15 protein-coding genes are annotated in these 17,792 nt (G+C 71.0%); 4 read left to right on the top strand and 11 right to left on the bottom strand.

Annotation, left to right across the window (positions count from 1 at the left end; genetic code table 11):
* Positions 1–32: 32 nt before the first annotated feature.
* Positions 33–428, bottom strand: coding sequence for a VOC family protein (locus OG199_RS24585; RefSeq protein ID WP_405831289.1), 396 nt, complete (start codon positions 426–428; stop codon positions 33–35).
* Positions 429–430: 2 nt separating this feature from the next.
* A complete protein-coding gene (locus OG199_RS24580) occupies positions 431–1,237 on the bottom strand; it encodes a trans-aconitate 2-methyltransferase (RefSeq protein ID WP_405831287.1) in 807 nt (268 codons plus the stop codon).
* A gap of 177 nt (positions 1,238–1,414) precedes the next feature.
* Between OG199_RS24580 and OG199_RS24575 the strand changes: the two genes are divergently transcribed.
* Positions 1,415–1,912: a MarR family winged helix-turn-helix transcriptional regulator gene (locus OG199_RS24575; protein WP_153290130.1), complete on the top strand. Its 498-nt coding sequence runs from the start codon at positions 1,415–1,417 to the stop codon at positions 1,910–1,912.
* On the opposite strand, the gene OG199_RS24570 is transcribed toward OG199_RS24575, so the two are convergent.
* Positions 1,871–2,638 (bottom strand): response regulator transcription factor, encoded by a 768-nt coding sequence (locus OG199_RS24570; RefSeq protein ID WP_153290129.1) that lies wholly within the window; start codon positions 2,636–2,638, stop codon positions 1,871–1,873. The genes OG199_RS24575 and OG199_RS24570 overlap by 42 nt on opposite strands.
* 302 nt (positions 2,639–2,940) lie before the next feature.
* Between OG199_RS24570 and OG199_RS24565 the strand changes: the two genes are divergently transcribed.
* Positions 2,941–3,384, top strand: a complete 444-nt coding sequence (locus OG199_RS24565; RefSeq protein WP_405831284.1) for a GNAT family N-acetyltransferase — start codon at positions 2,941–2,943, stop codon at positions 3,382–3,384.
* 219 nt (positions 3,385–3,603) lie between these two features.
* On the opposite strand, the gene galK is transcribed toward OG199_RS24565, so the two are convergent.
* Genes galK through galT form a run of 3 tightly spaced genes read right to left on the bottom strand, consistent with a single transcriptional unit; the run spans position 3,604 to position 6,800 of the window.
* Positions 3,604–4,746, bottom strand: a complete 1,143-nt coding sequence (gene galK / locus OG199_RS24560; RefSeq protein ID WP_405831282.1) for a galactokinase — start codon at positions 4,744–4,746, stop codon at positions 3,604–3,606.
* The gene (gene galE / locus OG199_RS24555; RefSeq protein ID WP_401800698.1) at positions 4,747–5,715 is read right to left on the bottom strand and encodes a UDP-glucose 4-epimerase GalE; all 969 of its coding nucleotides are present in this window, start codon (positions 5,713–5,715) and stop codon (positions 4,747–4,749) included.
* On the bottom strand, positions 5,712–6,800 hold the full coding sequence (galT, locus tag OG199_RS24550) for a galactose-1-phosphate uridylyltransferase (protein ID WP_405831280.1): 1,089 nt from the start codon (positions 6,798–6,800) through the stop codon (positions 5,712–5,714). The genes galE and galT overlap by 4 nt, the downstream gene beginning before the upstream one ends.
* 161 nt (positions 6,801–6,961) lie before the next feature.
* Here galT and OG199_RS24545 point away from each other — a divergent pair, with 161 nt between their 5' ends.
* Positions 6,962–8,701, top strand: coding sequence for a sodium:solute symporter family protein (locus tag OG199_RS24545; protein WP_401800692.1), 1,740 nt, complete (start codon positions 6,962–6,964; stop codon positions 8,699–8,701).
* A gap of 49 nt (positions 8,702–8,750) precedes the next feature.
* On the top strand, positions 8,751–9,062 hold the full coding sequence (locus OG199_RS24540; RefSeq protein WP_351721692.1) for a hypothetical protein: 312 nt from the start codon (positions 8,751–8,753) through the stop codon (positions 9,060–9,062).
* A gap of 381 nt (positions 9,063–9,443) precedes the next feature.
* Here the strand turns inward: OG199_RS24540 and OG199_RS24535 are convergent, their stop codons facing one another.
* From OG199_RS24535 to OG199_RS24515, 5 genes are all read right to left on the bottom strand, one after another.
* On the bottom strand, positions 9,444–10,118 hold the full coding sequence (locus tag OG199_RS24535; protein WP_153290122.1) for a LuxR C-terminal-related transcriptional regulator: 675 nt from the start codon (positions 10,116–10,118) through the stop codon (positions 9,444–9,446).
* Between the two features lie 224 nt (positions 10,119–10,342).
* Positions 10,343–12,247 (bottom strand): PQQ-binding-like beta-propeller repeat protein, encoded by a 1,905-nt coding sequence (locus tag OG199_RS24530; protein ID WP_405831278.1) that lies wholly within the window; start codon positions 12,245–12,247, stop codon positions 10,343–10,345.
* Positions 12,248–12,320: 73 nt separating this feature from the next.
* Positions 12,321–14,216 (bottom strand): PQQ-binding-like beta-propeller repeat protein, encoded by a 1,896-nt coding sequence (locus OG199_RS24525; RefSeq protein ID WP_405831276.1) that lies wholly within the window; start codon positions 14,214–14,216, stop codon positions 12,321–12,323.
* A gap of 261 nt (positions 14,217–14,477) precedes the next feature.
* Positions 14,478–16,283 carry an ABC-F family ATP-binding cassette domain-containing protein gene (locus tag OG199_RS24520; protein ID WP_356807891.1) on the bottom strand — a complete coding sequence of 602 codons (1,806 nt, stop codon included), beginning with the start codon at positions 16,281–16,283 and terminating at the stop codon, positions 14,478–14,480.
* Positions 16,284–16,431: 148 nt separating this feature from the next.
* Positions 16,432–17,769 (bottom strand): acyltransferase, encoded by a 1,338-nt coding sequence (locus OG199_RS24515; protein ID WP_356807893.1) that lies wholly within the window; start codon positions 17,767–17,769, stop codon positions 16,432–16,434.
* Between the last annotated feature and the right edge of the window lie 23 nt (positions 17,770–17,792).

Genomic DNA, 17,792 nt, shown 5'->3' with positions numbered 1-17,792 from the left:
GGTCGGGCGAATGCTGGGGCCGCGTCCGTGACTTACCGCATCGTGACCACCGGCTCCAGGAACTCCAGCCGGTTGCCGACGGGGTCCTCCGAGTAGAAGCGGCGGTGGCCGGGCAGGTCGTCGTCCCAGGTGACCTCGGCCCCGTGGGACTCCAGCCGGGCGGCGTACGCCTCGATGTCCGTGACCCGCAGCCCGGGATGCGCCTTCTTCGCGGGCCGGAACCCTTCCGGTCCCTCGCCCTCGGAAGCGCCCTCGATCCCCAGGTGCAGGTGGACGGCCCCCGCCCGGAACCAGCAGCCCCCGCGCGCGGCCAGGACGGGCGGCTTGGGGATCTCGGTCATCCCGAGGGCGTCGACGTAGTAGCGGCGCAGGAGGTCCTCCGACCCCGGCGGGGCGGCGAGCTGGACGTGGTCGAGGGCGGTGAGCATCCTCAGGCCTCCTTCCGCGCGACGGCGAAGACACGGCGGAAGGGGAACACGGTGCCGTGCGCGGTCGCCGGGTACGCCTCGCGCAGCGCGTCCCGGTACTCGGCGACGAAGCCCTCCGCGTCCGCCCCCAGCTCGGTGAGGACCGGCCGCAGCCCGGTTCCCTTCACCCAGTCGAGGACGGGGTCCTCGCCCTGGAGGAGATGCAGATACGTCGTCTCCCAGACGTCGGCCGCGCAGCCCAGGGCCGTGAGCTGCTCCAGGTAGACGGCCGGGGTGTGCACGGCGTCGTCGTGGCGCAGCGCCCCGGCCAGGCGGTCCTTCCAGCGGGGGGAGTGGGCGAGTTCGCGCATCAGGCGGTGGCTCGGGGCGTCGAAGTTGCCGGGGACCTGGAAGGCGAAGGTACCGCCGGGGGCGAGGCCGGCCACCCAGTCGGGGAAGCGGGTGACGTGTCCGGGCACCCACTGCAGGGTCGCGTTGCTGATCACCAGGTCGTACGGTTCGGCGGGTGTCCAGGTCCTGGCGTCCGCCGGGGCGAAGTCGAGACGGCCGCCGCCCGGGGTGGGGCCCGCGTGCGCCTCGGCCCGCGCCAGCATCTCCGGGGAGTTGTCCAGGCCGGTGATCCGCGCGCCGGGCCAGCGTTCGGCCAGTCCTGCCGTCACGTTCCCGGGGCCGCAGCCGAGGTCGGCGATGCGGGCCGGGTCGCGCGGCAGCTCCGGGACCCGGGCGAGGAGGTCGGCGAAGGGGCGGGCGCGGTGGTCGGCGTGACGCAGGTACTGGCCCGGGTCCCAGATGGGGGCGGTGGCAGGCATGGGCAGGCCTCCTCGAAGTCGCGTACGGACAGCATGTCCGGTCGGGTCTCCACCCTCACATCGAAGTATCTCGACGTCAAGAGACTTGATATCAAGGAACTCACTCACAAATGACTTGATACCAAGAGGCTCCACATCAAGAGACTTCACATCGACACAACCACTACACTGATCGTCATGGAGGACGAGGTCGATCGGCTGGTCGGAGCGTGGCGCCGGGAGCGCCCTGACCTCGACGTGGAACCGCTCGAGGTACTCAGCAGGGTCAGCAGGCTGGCCCGGCACCTGGACCGCGCCCGCCGGCTGGCGTTCTCCGAGCACAGCCTGGAGCCCTGGGAGTTCGACGTCCTGACCGCGCTGCGGCGCGCCGGCTCCCCGTATCAGCTCTCGCCCGGCCAACTGCTCACCCAGACCCTCGTCACCTCCGGCACGATGACGAACCGCATCGACCGGCTGACGCAGAAGGGCCTGGTGGAGCGCCTCCCGGATCCGAGCGACCGCCGGGGCGTCCTCGTACGCCTCACCGACGAGGGCCGCGACCGCGCCGACCAGGCGCTGGCCGGACTCCTCGACCAGGAGCGCGCGATCCTGGCGGAACTCAGCAGGGCGCAGCGTGGCGAACTCGCCTCGCTGCTACGCCAGTTGACCGCCCCGTTCGACAACATCCCCGGCTAGGTCGACAGGCCCGACCCCGGCGCGCCGGGCGAGGGCCACGGCGGCGAGCGTCGAGTGCACGCCCAGCTTCCCGAGCACGTTCTGCATATGGGTCCGGACGGTGTGCGGCGAGAGGAACAGCCGCTCGGCCACGGCTTTGCGCCCCAGCCCCGCGACCATGCAGCGCAGCACCTCCCGCTCCCGGGGCGTCAGCGACTCCACCAGCCGCTCGCTCTCGGTGCGGTGCTTGCGCGCGGCCGTCAACTCCCGCAGCACACCGGTGAGCAGGGCGGGCGGGAGATGCGTCTCGTCCCGCAGCACACCCCGTATGACGGTGAGGAGCCGCGACAGGGAACAGTCCTTGGCGACCCAGCCCGAGGCACCGGCCTGCAGGGCGAGGGCGGCCCGGCGCGGGTCGTCCTTCTCGGCGAGTACGACGATGCGCACGCCGGGCTGACCCGCACGAACACCCGCTACCAGCGAGATGCCGTCGACCAGCCCGTCCTCGTTGCTCTCCTGCACCGGGACGGCGGGCCGCGCGCCCGGCACGTTTCCGCCGAGGTCGGCGTCCACGAGCAGCACGTCGAACCTGCGGCCCTCCGCTGCCGCCCGTTCCAGGCAGCGCAGTGCGGCGGGACCGCTGCCGGCGGCGGACACGTCGACATCGGGCTCGGCGGCCAGAGCCGCGGCGAGCGACTCGGCGAAGATGCGGTGGTCGTCGACGACCAGGACTCGGATGCGAACCACAGAAACCCCCTTCCCCACGCTCCTGAGGAGCAGGGGATACCCCATTGTCGGGGGACGACCCGCGCAGGTACGACACCCGGAGAGAACCCCGAACCGGTCTCCGGCTCGGAGAACGGGGCGCCGCAGCCGCACGGCCGCCGCCGTGCTGGAAGTGCTACCCCCACTCCGGGTGTCGTACCCGGCTGTCTCGCCCCCTGATCAGCACCGGCCCCCACCGGTGCTGTTCATCAGAGTACGGCCGGGGGCCGGGAGCGGAAGGTAATTTGCAGAACTGATTGGCCGGGGCGTTTAGGGTGAGTCGTATGTTTCGTATGGAGACAGAAGTCGACAAAGGCCGACGTGAACTGCTCCGCCAACGGCTGCTCGACGCCAACACGGCGGCGTCTCCCGTCCTTCGCGCGCTGCGCGGGACGCCGGCCGAACGGGAACTTCCGCTCCACGTCTGGGCCTTGGACTCCGCCGGTGACCTCGCGGGCGGGCTCGTCGGGCACACCTGGACGACGTGGCTGCACGTGACGTATCTGTGGGTGGACGGCGTCCACCGGGGTTCCGGTCTCGGTTCCCGTCTCCTCGCCGAGGGGGAGCGTCTGGCGCGGGAGGAGCGCGGCTGCCTCGCGGTCCGGTTGGAGACGTGGGACTTCCAGGCTCCCGAGTTCTACAGGAAGCAGGGGTACCAGGTGGTGTGCGTGGTCCCGGACTATCCGCCGGGGACCACGGAGTACACGCTGACCAAGCACCTGGGCTGACCCCTGGGTTCTCTCGCCCCCGCCGCCCCTACCCGGCCCATCCCGTACCTGGGGGCTCCGCCCCCAGACCCCCGCCAAGGGGCTGCCGCCCCCTGGACCCCCGCATCGCCCGAAGGGCTCGTCCTCGAACGCCGGACGGGCCGGGTATGTCGACCCGTCCGGCGTTCGAGGACGAGGCCGTTCAGGCCGAACGGGGGTCCGGGGGCGGAGAAGAGCAGGTCAGTGCAGTCGGCGTGCGCCCGCCGAAGGGACGGCCGGGAACACCCGCGGCGCGGTGTACCCGGCCCCCGCGAACGCCTCCGTCACCGCCTTGCCGACGGAGTCCACGTCGGCCGACTCGACCAGCACGATCGCCGAGCCCCCGAAGCCGCCCCCCGTCATCCGCGCCCCCAGCGCCCCCGCGGCGTTCGCCGTAGCGACGACCAGGTCCAGCTCCTCGCAGGAGATCCGCAGATCGTCCCGCAGCGAGGCGTGCCCGTCCGTGAGGACCGGCCCGATGGCCCGGACGTCCCCCGCGTCCAGCAGCGCGATGACCCGCTCCACCCGGTGGTCGTCGGAGACGACATGGCGCACGTACCGGCGCACCCGCTCGTCGGACAACCGGGCGAGCGCCGCGTCCAGCTCCCCGTACGCGACGTCCCGCAGATGGGATACTCCCAGCTGCCGCGCGCCCTCCTCGCACCCCGCACGCCGCTCGGCGTACGCCCCGTCGCCCAGCGCGTGCTTGACCCGGGTGTCGACGACCAGCAGCTCCAGGCCCTGGGAGGCCAGGTCGAAGGGGATCTGGCGGATCGACAGGTCCCGGCAGTCCAGGTGCAGCGCGTGCCCCTCGGCGCAGCACGCCGACGCCGTCTGGTCCATGATCCCGCAGGGCACCCCGACGAAGTCGTTCTCGGCGCGCTGCGCGAGGCGGGCCAGCTCGGGCCGGCTGAGCCCGAGTTCGTAGAGGTCGTCGAGGGCGAGTGCCGTGACGACCTCGAGGGCGGCCGAGGAGGACAGTCCGGCCCCCGTGGGCACGGTCGAGGCCAGATGGACGTCGGCACCCGTCACCGCGTGCCCGGCCTCGCGCAGCGCCCACACCACACCCGCCGGGTACGCGGCCCAGCTGGTGTTCGTCAGCGGCGTCAGTTCGTCGACGCGCAGCTCGACGACCGGTCCCTCGATGTCGGCCGAGTGCAGCCGAAGTACTCCGTCGTCGCGACGCGACACCGCGGCGACCGCCGTGTGCGGCAGCGCGAGCGGCATCACGAACCCCTCGTTGAAGTCCGTGTACTCGCCGATCAGGTTGACCCGGCCGGGCGCCGCCCAGACGCCCTCGGGCGCGGCGCCGTACAGCTCCTCGAAGCCCTCGCGAACCCCCACCTACTGCTCCCTTGCGATGTTCTGCGCGAACGCCCACGCGTCCGCGACGATTCCGGCGAGGTCCGCGCGGGACGGGTTCCAGCCGAGCCGGTCGCGCGCGGTCGCCGCGGAGGCGACCAGTACGGCCGGGTCCCCGGCGCGGCGCTCCGCCATGACCTCGGGGATCGGGTGCCCGGTCACCTGGCGGACGGTCTCGACGACCTCGCGGACCGAGAAGCCGTTGCCGTTGCCGAGGTTGCAGATGAGGTGTTCACCCGGAACGGCCGCCTTCAGCGCCAGCAGGTGCGCGTCGGCCAGATCCGCGACGTGGATGTAGTCGCGGATGCAGGTGCCGTCCGGTGTCGGGTAGTCGTCGCCGTAGACGGAGATCGCCTCGCGGCGACCCTGCGCGACCTGGAGCACCAGCGGGATCAGGTGCGACTCGGGGTCGTGCCGCTCGCCCTGCGCGCCGTAGGCGCCCGCCACGTTGAAGTACCGCAGCGACACGGCGCCCAGCCCGTGCGCCGCGGCCTCTCCGGTGATCATGTGGTCGACGGCGAGCTTGGAGGCGCCGTAGGGGTTGGTGGGCCTGGTCGGCGCGGTCTCGACGATGGGGGTGGTCTCCGGCTCGCCGTACGTCGCGGCGGTCGACGAGAAGACCAGCCTGCGCACGCCCGCCTCGCGCATCGCCGCGAGCAGCGCCATCGTGCCGCCGACGTTGTTGTCCCAGTACTTCTCGGGCTTCACGACGGACTCGCCGACCTGCGAGAACGCGGCGAAGTGCAGGACGGCGTCGTACGAGGCGTCCAGCCACTTGGCGGCGTCGCGGATGTCGCCCTCGATGAAGGTGGCCCCGCCCGGGACGCCCTCCCGGAAGCCGGTGGAGAGGTTGTCGAGGACGGTGACCTCGTGGCCGGCCTCGATCAGGTGCTGCGCGACCACACTGCCGACATATCCGGCGCCACCGGTGACCAGGTACTTCCCACTCATGTACTCGCTACCTCTCGCAGTCGCTGAGCCGCGGCCTCCGGCGGCACGTCGTTGATGAACACACTCATGCCGGACTCGGAACCCGCGAGGAACTTCAGCTTGCCGGAAGTGCGGCGAATGGTGAAAAGCTCGAGGTGGAGCGCGAAGTCGTCGCGGTTGACGCCGTCGAACTCCTCCAGCGTGCCGAACGGCGCCTGGTGCCAGGCGGCGATGTACGGCGTCGGAGGCTCCCCCACCCCTTCCTTCTCTCCACCCGGCCCGTCGAAGATCCGGTCGAAGCGCTTCAAGAGTTCCAGGTAGACCTGGGGGAATTCTGTGCGTGCGCCCTCGCCGAGGCCGAGCAGGTCGGGCACCCGGCGCCGGGGGTAGAGGTGGACCTCGTAGGGCCAGTGGGCGGCGTACGGCACGAAGGCCACCCAGTGCTCGGTCTCCAGGACGATCCGTTCGCCCTCGGCCAGTTCGCGCGCGACGACCTCGTCGAAGAGGTTCCCGCCGCCGGTCGCCTCCTTGTGCGCGGCCAGGGAGCGCAGCATCAGCGCCGTGCGGGGGGTGGTGAACGGGTAGGCGTAGATCTGCCCGTGCGGGTGTCCGAGCGTGACGCCGATCTCAGCGCCGCGGTTCTCGAAACAGAAGACCTGTTCGACGGAGGGGAGATGGGACAGCTCCGCCGTCCGGTCCGTCCACGCCTCCAGGACGAGCCCCGCCTGCTCCTCGGTCAGATCGGCGAAGGACGAGTCGTGGTCGGAGGTGAAGCAGACGACCTCGCAGCGGCCGGAGTCGCCGGCGAGGGAGGGGAAACGATTCTCGAAGACCACCACGTCGTACGAGGAGTCGGGGATCTCGCTCAGCCGGTCACCCTGGGAGGGGCACAGGGGGCATTCGTCGGCCGGCGGGTGGTAGGTGCGGCCCTGCCGGTGCGAGGCGACCGCCACGGCGTCACCGAGGAGCGGGTCGCGGCGCACCTGGGAGCTGGTGACGGTCGGCTCCAGCGGACGCCGGTCCACCGCGTCGCGCACCGTGTCGTCGCGTGAGTCGTAGTAGATCAGCTCACGACCGTCGGCAAGCCGGGTCGAGGTCTTCTTCACCGCTGGACTCCTCATCCGCACCGCTTCGAACCAGCAAAGCCACTCAACAGAACCCAACACAACAAATCACAAAGCAACAGTAACGTCAATGCCTGTGCGGGTTTGGGGGGTGTCTGTGAAGCTTGGGCGGCCCCTGGGGCGCACGGGGCATAGATACCGGCATGCCTACCCCCACCTACCTGGCCGACGGGGCCGTCCAGCTGGCCTCCGGCCACCTGGCCTCCGGCCCCACCGCCCACCTGGCCGAAGGGCTCCGGCTCCCCACCAACGGGCTCGACTACACGATCCTCGGGATCTACTTCGTCGTCGTCCTCGGCATCGGCTTCGCCGCGAAGCGCTCGGTCAGGACGAGCCTCGACTTCTTCCTCTCCGGGCGCTCGCTGCCCGCCTGGGTCACCGGCCTCGCGTTCATCTCGGCCAACCTGGGCGCCACCGAGATCCTGGGCATGGCCGCCAACAGCGCGCAGTACGGCGTCTACACCGTGCACTGGTACTGGATCGGCGCCATCCCCGCCATGGTCTTCCTCGGCCTGGTGATGATGCCGTTCTACTACGGCTCGAAGGTCCGCTCGGTTCCCGAGTTCCTTCTGCTGCGTTTCGACAAATGGGCACACCTGCTGAGTTCGATCCTGTTCGCCTTCGCCGCCATCCTGATCGCGGGCGTCAACCTCTACTCGCTCGCGATCGTCGTCGAGGCACTGCTCGGCTGGCCGCAGTGGGTGGCGATCGTGGTCGCCGGCTTCTTCGTCCTCGCCTACATCACGCTCGGCGGCCTGTCGTCGGCGATCTACAACGAGGTCCTGCAGTTCTTCGTCATCCTCGCCGCGCTGATCCCGATCGCGGTGCTGGGCCTGCACCGGGTCGGCGGCTGGAACGGTCTGACGGACTCACTGGACAAGTCCCACGGCGGCCACTTCACCACGGCGTGGGGCGGCACCGGCATCGGCAGTGACAACCCGCTCGGCGCCAACTGGCTGACCATCGTGCTCGGCCTCGGCTTCGTGCTCTCCTTCGGCTACTGGACGACGAACTTCGCGGAGGTGCAGCGCGCGCTGTCGGCCAAGAACCTGAGCGCGGCCCGGCGCACCCCGCTCATCGCCGCCTACCCGAAGATCTTCATCGTCTTCCTGGTGATGATCCCGGGGCTGGTGGCGGCGGTCCTGGTCCCGAAGATCGGCACGAGCGGCTCGGACCTCCAGTACAACGACGCGATCCCGTACCTGATGCAGGAGTTGCTGCCCAACGGCGTGCTGGGCATCGCGGTGACCGGTCTCCTCGCGGCCTTCATGGCGGGCATGGCGGCCAACGTGTCGTCCTTCAACACCGTGTTCACCACCGACATCTGGGCGAAGTACGTGGTCAGGGACCGCGAGGACGCCTACTACATCCGCTTCGGCCGTCTGATCACGGTGATCGGCGTCCTCGCGTCGATCGGCACGGCCTTCCTGGCGTCGTCCTTCTCCAACATCATGAGCTACCTCCAGACGCTCTTCTCCTTCTTCAACGTGCCGATGTTCGTGGTGTTCATCGTCGGCATGTTCTGGAAGCGGGCATCCGTGAAGTCGGGCTTCTGGGGGCTGCTGGCGGGCACCACCGCCGCGATGGTCAACTACTTCGTCATCTACAAGCAGGGCATCATCGGCATCCCCTCCGACCAGGGCGCGAACTTCGTGTCGGCGATCGCGGGCTTCGTGGCCGGCGCGGTGGTGATGGTCGCGGTCTCCCTCTTCACCGCGCCCAAACCGGCGGAGGACCTCCAGGGCCTGGTCTACGGCACCCGCTCACCGGGCACGGCCGAGCCGCCCGCCGCCGGCGACGACGCCTGGTACCGCAGGCCCGCCCTGCTGGGCTGGGGCGCGCTGATCCTGGCGGCGGCCTGCTACCTCCCGTTCTCGCTCTGATCCCGCTTCCGCGTCCGCTGCCACCCCGAAGAGAAAGGACCAGGAAACCATGTCCGACCACTACTCGGACCGCGACGTCCAGCGCGAGGTCACGGAGCTGGAGAAGAACTCCGCGACCGCGGCCCGCCTCTTCGACATCCGCCGCATCATCGGCGGCCTGTTCGTCGTCTACGGCGTCATCGTCACGGTCGCCGGCCTGACCGCCTCCGACACCGACCGCGCCAAGACGCAGGGCATCAACATCAACCTCTGGACCGGCCTGGGCATGCTGGCCCTGGGCCTCTTCTTCCTGGCCTGGCTGTGGCTGCGCCCGCTGGCACCGCCGGTACCGGCCTCCGGGGAGGAGGAGCCGGCCGAATAGCCGGGCGGCGAACACCGCGCACGGGGCCGGACCTCACCGACCGAGGTCCGCCCCCGTGCGCGGCCCCAGGGCACCCGCCGCTGGCATCCGGCCCGTGCGGACGCCCGGGTCACATGCCGGGAGCGACATCCGTGCCGTACGCACACCGGGGCCCGGTGACCGAGCACCATCCGGCCCGTACGCACACCCGAGCCCCGGTGACCGAGCACCATCCGGCCCGTACGCACACCCGAGCCCCGGGACCGAGCACCATCCGGCCCGTCCGCACACCCGAGCCCCGGGACCGAGCACCATCCGGCCCGTACGGGCGCCGGCGCACCTCACCGGGCGATCTCCGGGCCGGCAGGGAACCGGGACCCGGGACACCGCCCCGGCCCGGGGCTACGTCGCCACCGGCCCCGCCCGGTCCAGCAGCCCCGTCCGTGCCGCCAGCGCGGCCGCCTCCAGCCTCGACCCCACGCCCAGCTTCATCAGCACCCGCTGGACATGGGTCCGGGCCGTGGAGGGCGCGATGCCCATCCCCGCCGCGATCAGCCGGGTGTCCTCGCCGTCTGCGACCCGGACCAGCACCTCGACCTCCCGAGGCGTCAGCATCTGGAGCAGGCGCTGGCCCTCGTCGTCCGGCTGGGCGGCGGGGTTGAGCAGTTCGCTGAAGGCGCCCTGGAGCAGGCCGGGGGCCACCGCCGCCTCGCCCGCCCTCGCCTTCATGATCGCCCGCTCGACGCCCTCTATGCGCTCGTCATGGCGTACGTATCCCGAGGCGCCCGCGGCGAACGCGGCGGCGATGCCCCGCGGGTTCGGCACCGGTCCCAGCACCAGGACCGCCACCTGCGGACGCTCCCGCTTGATCTTGACCACCGGGTCGAACATCCCCGGCTCGGCGGGTGTCGCCGTACCGATCAGGCACACCTCGGGTGCCCTCGTGATCACCAGCTCCGCCGCTCCCGCGGCGGGCGCCGCCGCGGCGAGCACCCGGTGCCCGCGCAGCTTCAACGCCGAGGCCAGCGCCTCGGCGAGCAGTCGGTGGTCGTCGACCACCATGAGCCGCACTCCCATCGAGCAACCCCCCAGTCCCCCCAAGCATCCCCACTGGTTCCCCGTGGATTAGGAGCCCCCCGGCTCTCCATCCCCCGGAAGCTACACGCTTGTTCGACGTTGCGCTTCCCCTACCGGCGAGAAGTGCCCCGGAATACCGAAATTCCTCGCATTCGGGAATGATGAGGGGGAACCGCACGGCCCCGCCCCTGAGCAGGGACGGGGCCGTGATCACGTCGTGCCGGTCAGTGCGCGCCGAACGCGATCGCCAGATACTCCTTCTCGTCCGTGCCGGTCGGCTTGTGGGCGTAGACCGCGGACATGTAGAGACGACCGTCGCCGTAGAGGATCTCCGCGTAGTCCGGGAGCATGCTCGTCTCCGCGTCGCGGACCGACTGGGTCGCCGGGTTCTCCAGGAGCTTGGTCTCCTTGAAGGTGGTGCCGTCGATGCTGACGATCTGACCGCCCTTGTCGTACGGCGGCCGCTTGTACGCCAGGATGTTGGTGCCGTCCATGCGCAGCGGGGAGATCGTGTAGCCGTCGCCCGCGTTGGCGCGCTGGCCGGTCTGCTTCCCGGTGCCGAGGTCGAAGGCGACGATCTCGTTCGTCTGGCTGTACTGGCCGCTGCCGTCGTGTTCCTCGGTCGGAATGTAGAGCTTGTCGTTGCCGACCGCCAGCATCGTGCACGCCTCGGTCCTGCTGATGCCGTCGCACTTGGCGGCGTACGTCTTGCCGGGCGCGGAGATCCTGGTCCGCAGCCGGCCGGTCCTGTTGTCGATCGAGAAGAAGTCGGAGATGCCACTGCCGTCCCCGGCGGTGTCGCCGACATCGGCGGCGACCACGAGGGGGTCGGTCGACACGACACTCGCGTACTCGATGCCGGGCGACATCTTGTACTCGGAGATCACCTTCCCGGACTTCGGGTCGATGGTCTGGATGTGCAGCTGACGCGCGCTGCCGTACGCACCGCACTTGCGGACCGCGACCAGCTTGTCGCCGCCGGCGTACCCGGCGTCGTAGCAGCTGTCCGCGGGCTTCGGCGACCAGAGCGCCTTGCCGGTGGAGATGTCGAACGCGGCGCCGCCGCTGGTGCTGCCGGTGGCGACCGTGTTGCCGCTGACGGTGACGTTGTCCAGGCTGATCTTCTGGTCACCGGACTTGACGGACTTGGACCACAGCTCCTTGCCGGCGGCGAGGTCGAGCGCGGCGACCTCGCTGCAACCGTGCGAGGGCTTGGCCTTGGTCGGCATGGCGGGCTCGTAGACGATCGCGGTCCGGTCGGAATCGGTGGCGTGCCGGCTGGCCGTGCACACCGGACCCGGGAGCTTGATCGTCCACAACTTGGCGCCGGAGTCGGGGTCGTAGCCGTCGACCTCGGCGTTGCCGCTCTTGGCGTACACCTTGTCGGTGAGCCAGGAGCCGACGGTGGTCACGCTGCTCCCGGCGGCCACGGACGGCGCGGGGACCTGGAAGAGGACCTTGGAGCTGGTGTCGGCCGGCACCTTCTCCTCACCGTTCGACCCGGTGGTCCCGCCGCCGCCCGTACCGCCCTTGTCGTCCTTGCCGCCGGTGGCGCCGCCCGTACCGGAGGAGTTGTTCTTGCTGTCGTCCTTGCCGGAGGAGGTCGCGTACAGCACACCGCCGCCGATGATCAGGGCGACGGCCACGACGGCCGCCACGATGATGACCGCCTGGCTGCTCATCTTCCGCCCGCCGCCGCCCTGATGGGCCTGCGGCTCCATGGGGTAGGTCGGCGGCTGCTGCGGATAGCCGTAGCCGTACGGCGGCTGCGCGGGCTGCTGGCCCGGATAGCCGTAGCCCGGCTGGGACTGGGGCGGGGGCGGGGGTGCCTGCGGGTATCCGTAACCGGGTCCCGGCGGAGGCTGCGGGGCACCGAACCCACCGGGCGGCGGTGCCTGCGGGGCGCCGAACCCGCCGGGCGGCGGATCCTGGGGCGCACCGAACCCACCCGGCGGCGGATCCTGGGGCGCACCGAACCCACCCGGCGGCGGATCCTGGGGCGCACCGAACCCACCCGGCGGCGGATCCTGGGGCGCACCGAACCCACCCGGCGGCGGATCCTGGGGCGCACCGAACCCGTCCTTCTTCGGGGGCTCGTTGGGCGGCGGCGGGGGCGGCGGCTGGCTCATGGCGTGTGTACCTCGGATACGGATGCGTTGGGGACGTGGACGGAGAAGGTGCCGAAGGCGGCGTGAGCGCGCCTCACTTGCCGTAGGCCAGCATCAGCTTCTCCCTCGACTGGTCATTGCCCGTCAGCCGGGTGGTGGAGATGTAGAAGCGCCCGTCCACGTAGTCGACCGCCTTCGAGAAGAACCCGTTCTCGATCGACGCCGCGCCCTGCGGGTTCTGCAGCAGCTTCGCCGGCGTGTGACCACTGCCCGTGGTCGGTATCGACACGACCTGCCCACCGGCGTCGTACGACGGCTCGACGTACGCGATCAGCCGGGTGCCGTCCATCCTCAGCGGCATCATCGACTCGTCCGCCGGGGACTTGACGCGCCACTTCTCCTTGCCGGTCGCCAGGTTGAACGCGACGACCTCGTTGGCGCCGGTCTTCGCCTCGGTCGGCAGGTAGAGGGTGTTCGCGTCGGCGACGGCGCCGAAACAGCCCGGCAGATCCCGGTCGATGATGGCGAAACCGCACTCGGGCGCGAAGGAGTCCTTGCTCGACAGCTGCGAACGGACACCTCCGTCGTCCTTCAGGGTGGTGATGTTGACCGTCTTCTTGTCGTCGTTGGTCATGTAGAGGACGACGGGGTCGACGGAGTAGGCGCGCACGACCCGCCAGCCCTTGGGGATCTTCGTGGTCCACCTGGCCTTGCCGGTGGCCGGGTCCAGCTCCTGGACCTCGTCGTGCTGGGTCGGGCTGCCGGCCCCGCAGGACGCGACGGACAGCAGTTTGGCGCCGCCCGCGAACGCGGCCGGATAGCAGGCCTGGCCGTAGTTCTTCTTGTCCCAGAGCTTCTTGCCGCTGGTGACGTCGTACGCCGTACCGGACTGCGACCGGCCGACCATCAACGTCTTCCCGGCGACGGACAGTTCGACGGTGAGCGTGCTGTCGAAGAGCGCGCCGTCCGCGACCTTCCCGCTCCAGCCCTTGGCTCCGGTGGCGAGATCGATCTGCTGGAGCTGGTTGCACTTGGCGCTGTCGCCCGCGCCGCTCATGTACGCCACGACGACCTTGTCGTCGGACGTCTTGTGCGGGGTGACCGCGCAGATCTTCTGCGGAAACGTGATCGGGTCCCAAGTGGGCTTGCCGTCACCGACGTTGTACGCGAACACCTGCTTGTACGCGGCCTTCACCGCGGACTTGCCGGTGATCCACATGCCGGGGGCGTCGGCGCCCGAACCGGGCGCGTCCGGCGCCTGCTTGTACCAGAGCACCTTCGCCTCACCGGCCTTCCGGCCGTCGTTGAGGTTCTCCGGGTCCTCACCGCCGTCGCCGCTGCCGTCACCCGGGTTGGCCGGGGCCGGGGACGCGGTGTCCTTGCCGTCCGTGCCGCCCTTGCTGTCCTCGGCGACCGGCTTCTTCCCGTCGTCACCACCGCCGCCGCCGCTGACGGCCCACACCGTCCCGCCGACGACGAGCAGCGCGGCCACGGCCGCCCCGATGATCACGGCGGGCCGCCCCTTGAAGGGGTTCCTGGAACCGCCGGGTATGCCGGGCGCCGGAGTACCGGGCGCGCCCGGGTACGGCACCTGCCCGGGGTAGCCGTAGCCGGGCCCGTATCCCTGGCCCTGTCCGGGTGCCTGCCCGTATCCCGGCTGCTGGCCGTACGGAGCGGGCTGACCGTAGGGGCCCGGCTGCTGGCCGTACGGAGCGGGCTGACCGTAGGGGCCCGGCTGCTGGGCGTACGGGCCGGGCTGGGCGTAGGGGCCGGGCTGCGCGTACGGGCCGGGCTGCTGCGGGTAGCCGTAGCCGGGCTGCGGCGGTCCGGCCGGCGGCGCCTGCGGTGGTGGGGGCGCCTGGGGCGGCTGCGCGGGCGGCGGCGGCGCCTGCCGGGGATCCTGGGGCGGTCCGAAGCCGCCCTGCGCCGGTGGCTGGTCCTGTGGTGCTCCGAAGCCGCCCTGCGGCGGCTCGTTCGGCGGCTGACTCATCAGCGCGTCCCCCTCATTCACTGATGTGGCGCCCCACCGGCGGCGTCGGCGGCCCGACCCCGCACGGGTCTCGACCGCACCTCCGTCTCGCGTCACGCCGGTGGTTCTCAGACTGTTCTCAGACGGCCCTTTCTATCACTCCGCACGCCTCGTACAGGGGACCGATCGTTCCCCTGTTCCCAAGGGAGGACCGGCCCGTGATGCCCTCGTTACGCGCCTTCACGCCCCCTTCACGGGACGTGCGCGCCGCCCGCCCGAGGCTCAGGCGTCTTCCGCGAGCTCCAGCCAGCGCAGCTCCAGTTCCTCGCGCTCGCCGGCCAACTCACGCAGTTCGGTGTCGAGTTTGGCGACCTTCGCGAAGTCCGTGGCGTTGTCGGCGATTTGGGCGTGCAGCTTGGTCTCCTTCTCGGAGATCTTGTCCAGCTGCCGCTCGATCTTCTGCAGTTCCTTCTTGGCGGCGCGTGCGTCGGCGGCCGAGGCCGCCTTGGCGGGCGCGGGGGCGGCGGCGAGTACGGCGGCCGCGGCGACCTCCTCGATCCGCCTGCGCCGCTCCAGGTACTCGTCGATCCCGCGCGGCAGCATGCGCAGCGTGGCGTCGCCGAGCAGGGCGAACACGTTGTCCGTGGTCCGCTCGATGAAGAACCGGTCGTGGGAGATCACGACCATCGAGCCCGGCCAGCCGTCGAGCAGGTCCTCCAGCTGGGTCAGCGTCTCGATGTCGAGGTCGTTGGTCGGTTCGTCGAGGAAGAGCACGTTGGGCTCGTCCATGAGCAGCCGAAGCAGCTGGAGGCGCCGCCGCTCACCGCCGCTCAGGTCGCCGACGGGCGTCCACTGCTTCTCCTTGTTGAAACCGAACGTCTCGCACAGCTGCCCCGCCGTCAGCTCGCGGCCCGTGCCGAGGTCGACGCGGTCCCGCACCGCCTGGACGGCCTGCAGCACCCGCCACGTCGGGTCGAGCTCGGCGACCTCCTGGGAGAGGTAGGCGAGCTTGACGGTCTTGCCGGTGACGATCCGGCCGGCGGCGGGCTGCCGCTCGCCCTCGCTGCGGGCGGCCTCGGCCATGGAGCGCAGCAGCGAGGTCTTGCCGGCGCCGTTCACGCCCACCAGCCCGACCCGGTCGCCGGGGCCGAGGTGCCAGGTCAGGTGCTTGAGCAGCACCTTGGGGCCGGCCTGTACGGTCACGTCCTCCAGGTCGAAGACGGTCCTGCCGAGCCGGGAGCTGGCGAACTTCATCAGCTCGCTCTTGTCGCGGGGCGGCGGCACGTCCGCGATCAGCTCGTTGGCGGCCTCGACGCGGAAACGGGGCTTGGAGGTACGGGCCGGGGCGCCGCGCCGCAGCCAGGCGAGCTCCTTGCGGACCAGGTTCTGCCGCTTGACCTCCTCGGTGGCGGCGATGCGCTCACGCTCGGCCCGTGCGAAGACGTAGTCGGAGTAGCCGCCCTCGTACTCGTACACCGAGCCCTTCTGCACGTCCCACATGCGGGTGCAGACCTGGTCGAGGAACCACCGGTCGTGGGTGACGCACACCAGCGCGGAGCGGCGCTCCCGCAGGTGCTGGGCGAGCCAGGCGATGCCCTCCACGTCCAGGTGGTTGGTGGGCTCGTCGAGGATGATCAGGTCCTGCTCCTCGATGAGCAGCTTGGCGAGGGCGATACGCCGGCGCTCGCCTCCGGAGAGGGGGCCGATGACGGTGTCCAGTCCCTGCGGGAAGCCGGGCAGGTCCAGTCCGCCGAAGAGTCCGGTCAGCACGTCCCGGATCTTGGAGTTCCCCGCCCACTCGTGGTCGGCCAGGTCACGGATGACCTCGTGGCGGACGGTGGCCGTGGGGTCGAGCGAGTCGTGCTGGGTCAGCACCCCCAGGTGCAGGCCGCCGGAGTGCGTGACGCGTCCGGTGTCGGCCTCCTCCAGCTTGGCGAGCATGCGGATGAGGGTGGTCTTGCCGTCGCCGTTCCGCCCGACCACACCGATCCGGTCGCCCTCGCTGACGCCGAGGGAGACTCCGTCGAGCAGGGCACGGGTTCCGTACACCTTGCTGACGGACTCGACATTGACCAGGTTGACGGCCATTTCTCTCCTGCCAGGGGGGACGATCGACCCTCAAGAGTAGTCCGGCCGACCCGTCACCCGATCCACCACCTTTCCTCTCCCACCCGTCCCTGGGGGCTCCGCCCCGGGGACGGGACAGGCAGGGGGCGGCGGGCGCGGGGCACCGCGGTCACGTGCGGGCCGTGCGCTCCACCAGCAACCACCCCACCAGCGTCATCGCGACAGCACCCGGCGCCGTCACCCGCACGGCCACCAGCACCGCCGTACGCCCGTCCAGAAGCCCGCCGAACCCGACCAGCGACAGCCCGAGGATGCCGAAGAGGCACAGGCCGACCCCCACGGCGGCAGCCACCCGCGCGCCCCCGGACACCCCGCGCACCCCCTTCACGGCGGTGGCCCGCTCGAAGCCCCTGAACACGGCGACGAGCCCCGCGGTGACCATCCCGGCCACCACCCCCCGCACCGGCACCTGCGCCCACCACTCCCCCGTGGCCGGCTCCGGCAGCCGTACCCCCAGCCCCAGCAGCACCCCGTACACCCCGAGCATCGCGGTGAGATGCCACAGGAACGCGGTCATGGAGACACCGTTGGCCGCGACGACCACCCGCCACACCCGCGGCCTGCGCAGCCACCGTCCCGCGGCCCCGCGCACCAGCTCCACCGCGCCGACCAGCCACAGCCCGTGGCACAGCAGCGCGAAGGTCGGCGGCGCCATGTTCGAGATGCTCTCGCCGGGCATGCCGACCATGGAGAGCGGATAGGGCCCGCAGGCCACCAGGAGCACCGCCCCGGCGAGCCCGGCGCCCGCGAGGACGTACGGCCGCCGCACTCTTCCGTCCGCGCGCAGGAATCCGAGCTGATGGATCGCGAGCCAGACGAAGGCGAAGTTGAGGAATCCGACGTACGGGACACCGAAGCCGAACCGGAGGACGTCCACACCGCCTGCCGCCGCGACGAGCCCACCGAACGCGCCCCACCCCCCTCGCTCGTGGAGCCGGAGCAACGGCGGGGTGAAGGCCACCATCGCCAGATAGATCCCTATGAACCACAGCGGCTGGGCGACCAGACGCAGGGAGACGTCCAGCAGCCCGCCTCCCTCACCGGCGAGCTGCAGCACGAGGGCGGCCGCCCCCCACACCCCGATGAACACCATGGTCGGCCGCAGCAGCCTCTGGAGCCGCGCCCGCAGGAAGACGGCGTAGAGCGACCCCTCCGTGCCCTCCCGCTCCGCCCGGCGCCGCAGCGAGCGGTACGACAACGCGTGCGAGAACCCGCCGACGAAGAAGAAGACGGGCATGACCTGGAACACCCAGGTGAGCAGTTGCAGCCTGGGCTGCACGGCGAGCAGGTTGCCCACCTCGGCCCGCCCGTCGTCGCCCACGGAGACGGCGGCCATCAGCCAGTGCCCCAGCACCACCGTGCCGAGCGAGGCGACCCGGAGCAGGTCGATGTACTTGTCGCGCGCGGCGGGAGTGGCCGCGGCGAGGTCACGAGCGCTTGATGCCATACGGGTACGGTCGCGCCGCGGGG

The organism is Streptomyces sp. NBC_01176 (assembly GCF_045039825.1).
Taxonomy (GTDB): Bacteria; Actinomycetota; Actinomycetes; order Streptomycetales; family Streptomycetaceae; genus Streptomyces.
Note: the sequence above shows the minus strand (reverse complement) of the source record. Positions and strands in the feature narration are given on the sequence as shown.